Source organism: Agaribacterium haliotis, assembly GCF_002312815.1.
Taxonomy (GTDB): Bacteria; Pseudomonadota; Gammaproteobacteria; order Pseudomonadales; family Cellvibrionaceae; genus Agaribacterium; species Agaribacterium haliotis.
In genome coordinates this window covers 77279-88781 of the sequence record NZ_NKQJ01000003.1, presented here as the reverse complement: position 1 = coordinate 88781, position 11503 = coordinate 77279, and the positions used below count along the sequence as shown (strand labels likewise).

The window sequence follows — 11503 nt, the reverse complement described above, 5'->3', positions numbered from 1 at the left end:
GTAATCCCCCCAGCTCTATCCCATAGAGTCTAAAAAAAGCCCGCAAGCTTATGTTTGCGGGCTTTTTTGTTGCCTGCTTGGTTTGGCAGCGACGCTGTATTTATTTCTGGTCTAACCAGCGTTTTTCGTCGAAGGTTTTTAATAAGTCTGGTCGCCAGATGGCAAGGGCGCTGATCAGCATGCCGTTGCAAAAACCCTGGGGGAAGGCGAGCAGGAAAAAATACTCGCGGTGGTCCCAGGCGGGCCAGTAGAGCGTTGAGTTTAACGCGTAAAAAATTGCAAGTGCGCTGATACCTGTGGCAAGGCTTGCGAGCATCGCTGCAACAAAACCCAGGCCGAGCGTGTAAAAAAATAAATTAAGCCCCGGTGTTTTTTCCAATAATCGCAACAGGCTACTCGCCAGACTTGCCGGCACAACAACACAGACAACAAAGTGAAAGGCGATGTTTTGCCACGGCAGGGGGCTGATTAAGTGCAAAAATATCAGCGCTAAAGCACCGATTATAAGACTGAAATAAAAACCAAAAATAAGGCTGAGGCTGACCACAAAACCCAGGGCCAAAATAAACACATCGTTAATGCTAAAGGCGAGGAACTTCCATGCCAAGGCGAGGCTAAGGCCGCTGCCGAAGGCCATATGCAGGCGCATACTGCATGCCCACAGTTGGCTCCAGCCGGCTTTGTAAAAACTCAGCAGCAAAAGTGCGAGGCTAAGCGCTGCCGGCAAATAAAACATTAACGCCTGGGTGTGAACACTGATAAACATTGCTGCTAATTTTGTTTCATTTGCTTATTTGGCCATAGCTAAAAAAACCAGGGCCTACAATAACAATGATTGCCAAGCCCTGGAAAGTGATCACATGGTGAACACATGCAAATTAGTGTTAACAGACCCTAGCTGGGTCGTCGCAGCTTACAAAATTAAGCGGTAGGTCAACGCTGGGGTAAAGCCGAGACCAACGGTGTCGATGGTGACAGGCTTGTCGCCGGGCTGATTGACTTTGTCGTAATCTAAATTGCGCTCGTCAACGTTGTCGTGGTTCAGCGCGTTGATAATGTCGACAATCAGTGCGCTGTCTTTGCCAAAGCTTTGGAAGTCCCATTTCATTCTCAAGTCGAGGCGGTTGTAGTTGGGCAGGCGGTCGGAGTAAGCCTCGCCGTAAATCGGCAGCACAGAATCTTCAAAATACGGGTTTTCCTGTACACCGATAATGGGTGTATAAGCTTCACCGCTGCGCACAGACCAGCGCCAGCCTAAATTAAGCGAGCGCGTTGCCTGCCAGTTCATTACCCAGTTAAAAATAAGCGGTGTATCGAGGTTGTAATCCTGGGTGGTGAGCGTTTGGCCGTTGGTACGTTCGCTTTTAGCCATGCTCAGGGCAACCCAGCTGTACCAGTTGTCGCTTAAGTTTTTATTAAGCATGATGTCGACGCCGTAGGCCTTGCCGCTGGTATCGGCAATATAGCGCTGGTTGTCGCTGTCGTTCTCTTCGCTGAGCGCGAGCGGCAGGTTTTCGAGTTCTTTGTAATAAGTTTCTACACTGAGGCTCCAGTCTTCGCCAAAATCTTGTACAACGCCAAGTGTATAGTGCTGCGCGGTTGGTGATGGCAGATCGGGGTTACCTGTTTCAGGCAGCACCGTTTCCAGATCCGGGAAGCGATTGTAGCTACCGTAGCGGGCGTTTAGGCGCGTGCTGTCGGTCAGGGCAAAACTGGCAGACAGGCGCGGGTGCACAAAATCTTCGTTGGTGTAGTCATTGCTCTGGTATTGGGCGCCAAGCTCAAAGTCAAAACGATCTGTTGGTGTCCACAGGGCGTTGGCAAAATAATATTGCTCAATATAATTTTGTGAGTCTTTTTCCGTGATGCGTTCGCGGCGGCTGGTGTCGCAGTCCGGGTCGAATTCGGTGCAGACAAACAAAATTTGGTCGACATTGTAATCAACCGTGTTGTTGGCATATTGGCCGCCGATGGAATACGCAAGTGCGCTGTTAATAGGCTGACTGAACTCGGCTTTTAGCGTTTGTTGGCTGTAGTTGATGTCCTGTTTGTAGTCATCGCCCCAGCGTAGGTTTTCTTCATCTTCTAAGTTGCCGGCTGCGAGCATGAAACGGCGCTTGTTATCGTCGTGCCGCTGCCAAACTATGCTTTGGCCCTGCGCGCCGCTTTCGAGTTTGGCATCGCCGGCAAAATCGGGGTTGCTGGCGACAAAATCCGCTTCTTCGGTGAGCTCGGCCTCGGCATTGTCACCGGCGCCATTGGCGCTGATGCTTAGATTGTTGTAGTCGTTAATATCCCAGCTGTATTTAATCAGGTAGTCCTGATCCTGGGGCACACTTTTGAGCACAATGCCTTCGTCTTCGTCCGAGGCATCTTCGGCGGAGACAAACACATCGAGCAGGCTGCGGCGTACGTTAACGTAAAATGCCGAGTTTTCAGTGACGGCACTTTCGACAAAGATGCCCGACCTTAGCATCGAGAAGTCAATAATTGTACTCAGTTCCTGTTGCCGCGGTTTGCGTAATTTAATATCAAAAATAGCGCCGGTGGCATTGCCGTATTCTGGGCCAAAGCCAGCTGAATACATATCAAAGCTGTGCAGGGTAAATTCGCTAAAAACCGATACGCCAAATTCGTGAAAGATATGTGTCGCCGGTAAAAAATCGACAACGTAGGCGTTGTCGGCGGGGCTCGAGCCGCGCACAGCGGGCTCTTGTCCGCCGCTGCCGTAGACCACGCCGGGCAAAGCAAATACTGCACTTAGTGGGTCGCCTAGCGCTCCGGCGGTGTCGACCAGCTTTTCCGTATCTTCGGTAATGAAGTTATAGTCGCCGTCGCGACGCCGGTGCATAACGAGCGTTTCTTCCATCAGTGTGCTCGCTTCGCTATCGTTGCTTGTCTCGCCGCTTTGTTTATCATCGGCGCCTACATATGCGCTGGTGCAAAGTCCGAGCGCGATAAAACTGAGTTGGCGGTACATGCTGTTATCCTTTTGAGCTTGCCGAAATCACAGCGCTTAATGTATAGAAACTGCAACCTGGAAACTGTAACAGCATGTATGAACGCTGAAGCTCAGAGCGTGTTGTGTTTACAATTTGTTACATTTTATCGTCGCGGCTGACTTACACTGCGCCGAGTACGATATGAAGGAAGGTTTATGATCTTTAAACAGCTAAGCTTGGCACTGTTGTGTTTGTTGTGTTCGTGCCTGAGCTTGGCGCAAGACATCGCCAACAGTGTCCGCGATCAAGGCCAGCACGAACTCACCGATGGTGGTTATCTGGAGCTCGGCCTCGGCGCCGGTTATGTAAATACCCCGCGACACCTGTTGCAAACGAGCTATGAAGATTGGGTTGGCGATTTAAGTTTCGCCGGCGAGTTTCGCTACCGCGCGCTATTTTTTGAGGCCGCGCAGGCCACCCAAGATGGTTTAAACGTCGGCTTTAATCTGTGGCACAACGAAGAGTGGCTGGTCGATTTATTGCTGGCCAGTGTCTCGGGGGACGTTGTCGATGAAGACGACGGCATAGACAGGGATACGCTCTACAGTGGCGCAGGTGTCAGAGTGACACGCTACTTTGGCCCGTCGGTTCTGCAGTTTCGCCTGGTTAACGATATTTACGGTCAGCACGGTACGGTTAGCACGGTTAGGCTCGGGCGCGCCTGGCAGTTAAAAAACTGGCTTGTGCACGCTATTGGCAGTGTGCAATATAACTCTGAAAGCACGAATAACTACTGGTTCGGTGTCAGCAAAGCTCAGAGTGATTACGACACGCCAGAATTTCGAGCCAGTGCGTCCACGCAGGCGAGCATTTTAGCCGGCGCGACCTATCCGCTGTCCGAGCGCTTTGTCTTTCGCGCTTATGCCGGCCTCGATCAATACCCCGAGTCTGTTCGCGAAAGCCCCGTTGTTGACGACTACAACGAAAGCTATGTCTTTATAACTTTTAACTACGTTATTTTTTAGCGCCATGCCCGAGCCGAGCTGTCTATTTATGTTGTATCGCGCGCTGGCAAAAGCTGGGGGCTTAGCCCTTGCTGCTTTTCTGTATTTGGCTGCGAGCATAGTAGCGGCAGAGCCTGCAATGCTCGATAGCGCTGTGGTATTAGATGTGCAGCCCAACCGCTGTATCGCCCTGCACCGGGGGCAGGATTGCTACCAAAAGTTGACGGTAAGTTGGCAGACGCCGGAAGTGGGCGACTACTGTTTGCAGGTGCTCGATGGCCCCGGTGTGTTGCAGTGCTGGCAGGGGCTGCGTCAGGGGCAAATGAAACTTGAGTTTGCCGACAGCAAGGCCTGGAATTTTGAGTTGGTAGAGCAGGGAAAAATACGCAGCCTCGCCGAGGCCGAACTCGAGTTGGTCTGGGTCTATAAACGCACTAAGAAAATTTCTACCGGATGGAGGCTGTTTTAGTGGCGGATGAGCACATACTGGTGGTTGAAGATGATGAGTCTCTGGCCCTGTGGATTTACGATTACCTGTGTGAGCACGGTTTTGAGGTCAGTCTTGCCAACCGCGGGGATTTGGTTCGAGACTTAGTCGAAGCCGATATGCCGGCGCTGGTTGTGCTCGACATTCGCCTGCCACACAAAGACGGCTTTGAAGTGTGCCGGGAGCTGCGAGAATTTTATAAAAGCCCGATTCTGATGATGACAGCCTCCGGTGAAGAGCAAGATGAGCTGTTGAGTTTTGAGTTGGGCGCTGATGACTATATTCAAAAACCCGTGCGTCCGCGCCTGCTGCTGGCGCGCATTAAAGCACTGCTGCGCCGCTCTGGCGACAGCGACGAGGGCTGCGTCAAACACCTTGAATTTGGCAAGTTGCAGCTCGATGCCGATGCCAAGCGAGTTAGCTTGGCCGGCGCCGGCATCAAGCTGACGGGCAATGAATTTGATGTGCTGTGGGCGCTCGCCTGCCGCGCCGGCAAAGTGGTTTCGCGCACAGACTTAGTGGCAGAGCTGCGCGGTATCGAATACGACGGTTTTGATCGCTCCATCGATGTGCGTATATCGCGCCTGCGTAAAAAACTCGGCGACCCGGGAGGCGAAGCTCAGCAAATTAAAACGATATGGGGCCAGGGTTATGTGTTTGTTGGGGAGCCCTGGTAGGTGCAGCGCCTAAGTATTACATTGCTGTTGAGTGTTGTGCTCAGCAGTGTGGTGATGGGGTGGCTGTTTAGTCATTTACACAGCCGCGGGCCGACTAGTGATGAAGCTCTGTTCGACCCCCACCTCAAGGTATTGGCCAGCGTTGCCGAGCTTGTTGAGCTGCCCGCTGAGCAGTTGCCAGGCGCAGTGCGAGCCCGCGGTATGGAATTGATCGCACTCGAAGACTTTCCGCTGCCGCCCGGTATTAAAACCGCTTTTTTACGGGGCCAGCCGCTGGTGCTCGAGGGCCAGGATGAAGTGCAGGCGCATATTTATCTGTCGGCAAGCAAACAGGTGTTGGCGCTGCCCTGGCCGGTGGAAAAGGCCCAGCCGTGGTCGCCGCGCTTAGGCCTAACGCTTTTGTTTTACGGCGGTTTGAGTTTTGCTGTGCTGCTGAGTTTGTGGCCGCTGATTCGTGATTTGAATATGCTCGCGCGAGCCACTCAGGCTTACGGCAGTGGTCAACTTGGCATACGCGTACCCAGTTCGTCGCGCTCCTATGTCAAGCAGCTTGCCGCGGAGTTTAATCGCATGGCCGACAGGATCGAGCGCCTGGTCAATGACAACAAGCTTCTTAGCCGTGCGGTTTCCCACGACCTTAAAACACCCTTGGCGCGCCTGCGTTTTGGCTTGGAAGCCCTCGCCAGTAGCGAAGATGCGCAGCGCCGCGAAGTGTATGCCGAGCGAGTCAATCGCGATCTCGAGGCGATGGAACGCCTGATCGAGCTGTTGCTGCAGTACGCCCGCCTCGATGAGGCCCACCTGACATTTAAATCTGAAGATGTCGATTTAAAAGAACTGCTTCGAGATTTAAAGCTTGAGCACGCGGCTGATGAAATCAACATTGAGCTGCATATAGATGTGCACGATAGTGTCTACCAAGGCGATAGAGCTTATCTGCGCATGATGCTCAGCAACCTTGTGGTCAACGCGATGGCTCACGCTAAGGCTCAGGTGAGTTTGAGCTTGCTCGGCCAGGGCGGCGATTTATTGTTGAGAGTCGAAGACGACGGCCCGGGTTTTGATGAGGCCTTGCTTCAGCACTTGTGTAAACCGTTTTGGCGTGGGCCGCAGAGCCGTGGTCACGGCATGGGCTTGGCCATTGTTGAGCGCATTGCCCATTGGCAGGGTTTGGCCTTGAGTTTTGAGCGCTCCGCATCCTTAGGCGGCGCTTGTGTTTGTGTCGGTTTTTGCAAATCTGGCTCGCGTGTGCGCGGCGCAGTAGACTAAGGCGCAGGCAACGGCCGCTACATAGCGCCCAGCTATGGAGGGCATTGTGCTAATCAATTCTGATCTATAACAAGAACTTTGCTATTATTGCGGGGCTTTTCGTGGGCCTTGTTGCTCAAACTACAACATCCAGATAGAGATTAAACCATGTCTTTTGAATTACCTGCCTTGCCTTACGCTATGGACGCGCTCGAGCCGCATATTTCCAAAGAAACTCTGGAGTTTCACTACGGCAAACACCACCAGACCTATGTCACCAAGTTAAATGGCCTGGTTCCAGGAACTGAATTTGAAGGTAAGAGCCTGGAAGAAGTGGTTAAGTCTTCTTCCGGTGGTGTATTTAATAACGCTGCTCAAATCTGGAACCACACGTTCTACTGGAACTGTCTGGCACCTAATGCCGGTGGCGCAGCTACTGGCGCAATCGCTGCCGCGATTGATGCCGCCTTTGGTTCGTTCGACAAGTTCAAAGAAGAGTTTACTAACTCTGCGATTAACAATTTTGGCTCCAGCTGGACTTGGTTGGTGAAAAAAGCTGACGGTTCAGTCGCTATTGTTAACACCTCAAATGCCGCCACGCCACTGACTGAAGACGGAGTTACTCCTCTTTTGACTGTTGATCTGTGGGAGCACGCTTATTACATCGACTACCGCAACGCCCGCCCTGCTTATATGGATGCGTTCTGGGCGCTGGTGAACTGGGAGTTTGTTAACGCTAACTTTGCCTAAGTTCATTAATGAACCTATAAGCTATAGCCGCAGTTTGTAGCGGTGCAGCTGAAAAAAGAGCGGCTTTGGCCGCTCTTTTTTTATCTATTAGCTTTCTGTATTTTTTTTGAAAAATTTTCAGTCGCACGGTATGACGGGAGGAGATAAAGCAGCTCTTTCCCCCGCGCAGGGGAACGAAACGCTGTTCTAACATTTCCTCTGCGGAGGCTTTTTTGGGATACTTGGCGCGCTTGTAACAACAGGGGCCCACATAGAGGCTCTTTTTGAGATAACTTAGGGGTAGATCGTGGAAATTGTTGTTTTTTTGTTTAAGTGGGCACACTTACTGTTTGGTATTACCTGGATAGGCCTGCTGTTTTATTTTAATTTTGTTCAAACCGAATACTTTAAAGAAGCCAGCCCCGAAGGCCTGAGTGATGCCAAAGCCAAGCTCGCCCCGCGTGCGCTGGCCTGGTTTCGCTGGTCGGCACTGTTTACCTTTGCCACAGGCGCCTTTTTACTTGTCGGTTTATTTCATACCAGCCTGGTCAACGAATTTATTTTACTCGGCTCGCTAATGGGCACGCTGATGATGCTTAACGTCTGGCACATTATCTGGCCAAAACAGAAAATTGTACTCGGTTTAGCCGATGGCGATGCCGCTGCGGCAGCGCCTAAAGCGGCGCTGGCTTCGCGCAGCAATGCCCTGTTTAGTGGGCCGATGGCCTTTTGTATGCTGGCCTCGCCCCACTTGGGTTACAGCGCCGACTACCTTGTTGCAGCCTCGGGTTTAGGTCTCGGTTTTTGGATCGCGTGTGCGCTAATTATTGCTGTTGAGTTAAATGCAATCTTTGGAAAAATGGGGCCCATTGCCAGTATTCGCGGTGTTATTCATATGAGCCTGGCCTTTGCCGCGGCGATTTTTTGCCTGTTGTTATTTTTATAAGGCGTGCGTTACAGCGTCTGTGGTGCAGGCCCTGGCGAACGCCAGCTCGGTGTTGTGTAGCGGGCGATTTAGATTAATTGAAGTAGTAGGGGTATCCCGATGAGAAGAGAGCCAACCCTCGGTGGTTTAAAGCACGATCACGAGAATGAAAATGGCGACTCAAAAAACCGAGCCCGCCCAGCTAAGGCCACCGCCAAACGTCCCAGCGCTGCAGCGGCTGCGCCGGCGCCTGTTCGCACATCTTCGGGCTTTCCGTTTATGGCGAGCTTTGCTTTTCTTGTTGCTTTGACTGCATGTGGCGCGGCGTATTGGCTTTACGGTGAGCTGCAAAGCTCGCAGGCGCAATTACAGCAAACTCAGCAGCGTCTGTTGGCGGTGGAAGAGAGCCTGAAACTGACCGGCTCCGAATCGACCCAGTCTGTGGCAGCGATAAACGACAGCCTGAAAACTCACTTTTCTGAAATAGACAAGCTTTGGGCGGCCTATCGCAAACACAAGAAAAGTATTGCCGATAACAGCAAGCTGGTAAAAACCGCCAACGCCAATGCCAAACAAGCCCTCGCCAAAGCCAAGCCGATGGCTGCGGAGCTGGCGATGGTCAGCGATTTGGTCGATGCTCAGCAAAGTGCCTTAACACAGATAGAACAGGCCAATGCCAGCATTGCTACCCAGGCCCGGGCCATCAATGAGAAAAGCGCCAAACTGCAGCAAAGTGTTAGTTCGCTGCAGCAACAAGTCGGCAATGTTGAAAAAGACATTGAAGCAATTAACGGCTTTCGCCGCAGCGTAAATCAACAAATCCTCGAAATAAAAGGCGGCTGATTCAGCCCCGCCACTATAACTACGGAAATCACTATGCCTACCGTTATTCGCCAAGACGATATTATCGCCAGCGTCGCCGATGCGCTGCAGTTTATTTCTTATTACCACCCGAAAGATTTTATCGACGCTATCTATGAAGCCTATGAGCGCGAAGAGAGCCAGGCGGCTAAAGACGCCATGGCACAAATTCTGATTAACTCGCGTATGTGTGCTGAGGGCAAGCGGCCAATCTGTCAGGATACCGGCATCGTAACGGCTTTTGTTAATGTCGGCATGGACTGTGTGGTCGAAGGCGATATGAGCTTTGACGATATCGTTAACGAAGGTGTGCGCCGCGCCTACAAGCACCCGGACAACGTATTGCGCGCGTCGATTTTGTCCGACCCGGACGGTGCTCGCAAGAATACTGGTGACAATACGCCTGCGGTGATTCACTACAAAATGGTGCCGGGCAACACCATTGACATACACGTTGCCGCCAAAGGTGGCGGTTCTGAAGCTAAATCTAAGTTTGCGATGCTGAACCCGTCTGACTCGGTTGTCGACTGGGTGCTGAAGATGGTGCCGCAAATGGGCGCGGGTTGGTGTCCGCCGGGTATGCTCGGCATCGGCATAGGTGGCACGGCAGAAAAAGCCATGTTGCTTGCCAAAGAGGCTCTGCTCGACCCTATCAATATTCACGAGCTGCAGGAAAAAGGCGCTGAAAACCGGGCTGAAGAGCTGCGCCTTGAGCTGTTTGACAAGGTCAATGCGCTCGGTATCGGCGCCCAAGGCCTAGGTGGTTTGACGACAGTGCTCGACATTAAGGTCAAAGACTACCCGAGCCACGCAGCCAACAAGGCCATCGCGATTATCCCCAACTGCGCGGCAACCCGCCACGCGCACTTCACGCTCGACGGCTCCGGCCCGGCGTTGCAAACGCCGCCCAGCCTCGACGATTGGCCAGATATCAGCTGGGAAGTTGGCGACAGCGTACGCCGTGTCGACCTCGACAGCCTCAGCAAAGAAGACCTGCAAGATTGGCAGCCCGGTGAGACACTCTTGCTCAGCGGCAAGCTATTGACCGGTCGCGATGCTGCCCACAAGCGCCTGGTTGATATGATCGAAAAAGGCGAGCCGATGCCGGTCGACTTCAACAATCGCTTTATCTATTACGTTGGGCCTGTCGACCCGGTGCGCGATGAGATCGTTGGCCCGGCGGGACCGACGACGGCAACGCGCATGGACAAATTTACTCGCACTGTTCTGGAGCAAACAGGCCTGATTGGTATGGTTGGCAAGGCTGAACGCGGTGCTGTCGCGATTGAAGCGATCAAGGACAACGCGTCTGTATACCTGATGGCGGTAGGCGGTGCGGCGTACTTGGTGTCCAAAGCCATTGTTGGCGCGAAAGTTGTAGCGTTTGAAGATTTGGGCATGGAGGCTATCTATGAATTTGAAGTCAAGGATATGCCCGTAACGGTTGCGGTTGATGCGCGTGGAGATGCGGTACATCAAAGCGGGCCTAAGTTGTGGCAGGCTAAAATAGAACAACAAAAGCTCACGTTAAGCTGAGGTGACTATGTCTGAGTTAACTGAGTCCAAATGTGAGGCGTGCCGTGTGGGCGCCCCTCGTTTAAGTCAGCAGGAGCTCACTGAGCTGCTGCCAGGGATTGCCGATTGGTATGTCGTACATGAAGCTGGCGTGGCCCAGCTCTGTCGGCGCTTTGACTTTAAGGACTTTGCCGAGGCTCAGGCATTTACCAATGCCGTGGCTGAGCTCGCCGAGAAGGAAGCCCATCACCCGGCCTTACTGCTCGAATGGGGGCGGGTGACGGTGCGCTGGTGGACACACAAAATCGAAGGCCTGCATAAGAACGATGTGATTATGGCCGCGAAGACAGACCTGCTCTACAACCAGAGCTCAGTTTCCTAAGGGGGTTTAGGTGAAGTCAGACAAGGCCGCAACAAAGGACGTAAAGACGGATACTTACTGCCGGCACGGTTTCCACGAGTGGGTGGAGGTTGAGTTGGAGGGGCACGAAGACAAAGCCGATGAGAACGGTAAAGTTTGGCAGTGTAAAAATTGTGCCCGTTTTAAAAACTCAGCAAACGAAAGCAGTTAATAGTGGTAGCTAAAAAACACTTCATTGGCTGCACCTATTATCGGCTATCGGCTATCGGCTATCGGCTATCGGCTATCGGCTATCGGCGTGGCTCGCTGACGGTAATTGTATATCAGTGAAACATGGTGCTAGCCCAGAGGCCTTGCATCGCCACTCGCGCAGCGTAGACGCTGTCTTCCTTTTCTTTTTGCATGGTCTGGATGTACAGATCTAAACCTCTTGCCGCCGCCGCCCGGGATGGAAATGGCCCAACATCGCGCCCTTCGCGAGTACTAAAATAAACGTCTCTGTCGACGTTAAAAAAGCGCTCCGAGCGGAACCAGGTTTTTTCGGCTTCCCCTGCGCGTAGTTGCAATTTGCTCATTTGTGCTGATACCTCGATAACTTCAGCTGCTCTCCAGCTATTGTGCAATCGTCACTGATTAATAAGCGCGCATGATGCATGCGAACTCGCATATTAATTTTAGCGCTCTGAAAATTGATGAGTTAGTTTATTTTGTTATGAGCAGGGGGCTCTGTAACAACGCGGGGAAACAGCTGAGG

General features: G+C 52.4%; 13 protein-coding genes. 10 read left to right on the top strand and 3 right to left on the bottom strand.

The annotated features are described in order from the left end of the window. Nucleotides 1-100: 100 nt before the first annotated feature. Together CFK45_RS04865 and CFK45_RS04860 are read right to left on the bottom strand one after the other, a co-directional pair. On the bottom strand, nt 101-766 hold the full coding sequence (locus CFK45_RS04865; protein ID WP_096085309.1) for a hypothetical protein: 666 nt from the start codon (nt 764-766) through the stop codon (nt 101-103). Nucleotides 767-913: 147 nt separating this feature from the next. After that, nucleotides 914-2980 carry a TonB-dependent receptor plug domain-containing protein gene (locus tag CFK45_RS04860; protein ID WP_096085308.1) on the bottom strand — a complete coding sequence of 689 codons (2067 nt, stop codon included), beginning with the start codon at nt 2978-2980 and terminating at the stop codon, nt 914-916. 177 nt (nt 2981-3157) lie between these two features. Between CFK45_RS04860 and CFK45_RS04855 the strand changes: the two genes are divergently transcribed. The 10 genes from CFK45_RS04855 to CFK45_RS04805 all read left to right on the top strand — a co-directional run bounded on the left by CFK45_RS04855 (nt 3158) and on the right by CFK45_RS04805 (nt 10960). Next, entirely contained in the window at nt 3158-3967 is an 810-nt protein-coding gene (locus tag CFK45_RS04855; protein ID WP_096085307.1) for a MipA/OmpV family protein, read from the top strand. Between the two features lie 118 nt (nt 3968-4085). Further along, nucleotides 4086-4415 carry a DUF3019 domain-containing protein gene (locus CFK45_RS04850; protein WP_158224604.1) on the top strand — a complete coding sequence of 110 codons (330 nt, stop codon included), beginning with the start codon at nt 4086-4088 and terminating at the stop codon, nt 4413-4415. Beyond that, on the top strand, nt 4415-5110 hold the full coding sequence (locus CFK45_RS04845) for a winged helix-turn-helix domain-containing protein (RefSeq protein ID WP_239923562.1): 696 nt from the start codon (nt 4415-4417) through the stop codon (nt 5108-5110). The genes CFK45_RS04850 and CFK45_RS04845 overlap by 1 nt, the downstream gene beginning before the upstream one ends. Beyond that, nucleotides 5111-6379, top strand: a complete 1269-nt coding sequence (locus tag CFK45_RS04840; protein ID WP_096085304.1) for an ATP-binding protein — start codon at nt 5111-5113, stop codon at nt 6377-6379. Nucleotides 6380-6526: 147 nt separating this feature from the next. Continuing rightward, nucleotides 6527-7108, top strand: a complete 582-nt coding sequence (gene sodB / locus CFK45_RS04835; RefSeq protein WP_096085303.1) for a superoxide dismutase [Fe] — start codon at nt 6527-6529, stop codon at nt 7106-7108. Between the two features lie 286 nt (nt 7109-7394). Further along, nucleotides 7395-8033, top strand: a complete 639-nt coding sequence (locus CFK45_RS04825) for a urate hydroxylase PuuD (protein WP_096085301.1) — start codon at nt 7395-7397, stop codon at nt 8031-8033. Between the two features lie 99 nt (nt 8034-8132). After that, nucleotides 8133-8855, top strand: coding sequence for a hypothetical protein (locus CFK45_RS04820; protein WP_096085300.1), 723 nt, complete (start codon nt 8133-8135; stop codon nt 8853-8855). A gap of 33 nt (nt 8856-8888) precedes the next feature. Further along, nucleotides 8889-10409: a fumarate hydratase gene (locus tag CFK45_RS04815; RefSeq protein WP_096085299.1), complete on the top strand. Its 1521-nt coding sequence runs from the start codon at nt 8889-8891 to the stop codon at nt 10407-10409. 7 nt (nt 10410-10416) lie between these two features. After that, a complete protein-coding gene (locus tag CFK45_RS04810) occupies nt 10417-10770 on the top strand; it encodes a 4a-hydroxytetrahydrobiopterin dehydratase (protein WP_096085298.1) in 354 nt (117 codons plus the stop codon). A gap of 10 nt (nt 10771-10780) precedes the next feature. After that, on the top strand, nt 10781-10960 hold the full coding sequence (locus CFK45_RS04805) for a hypothetical protein (protein ID WP_096085297.1): 180 nt from the start codon (nt 10781-10783) through the stop codon (nt 10958-10960). A 112-nt stretch (nt 10961-11072) separates the two neighbouring features. Here the strand turns inward: CFK45_RS04805 and CFK45_RS04800 are convergent, their stop codons facing one another. Beyond that, on the bottom strand, nt 11073-11324 hold the full coding sequence (locus CFK45_RS04800) for a DUF6316 family protein (protein ID WP_096085296.1): 252 nt from the start codon (nt 11322-11324) through the stop codon (nt 11073-11075). Between the last annotated feature and the right edge of the window lie 179 nt (nt 11325-11503).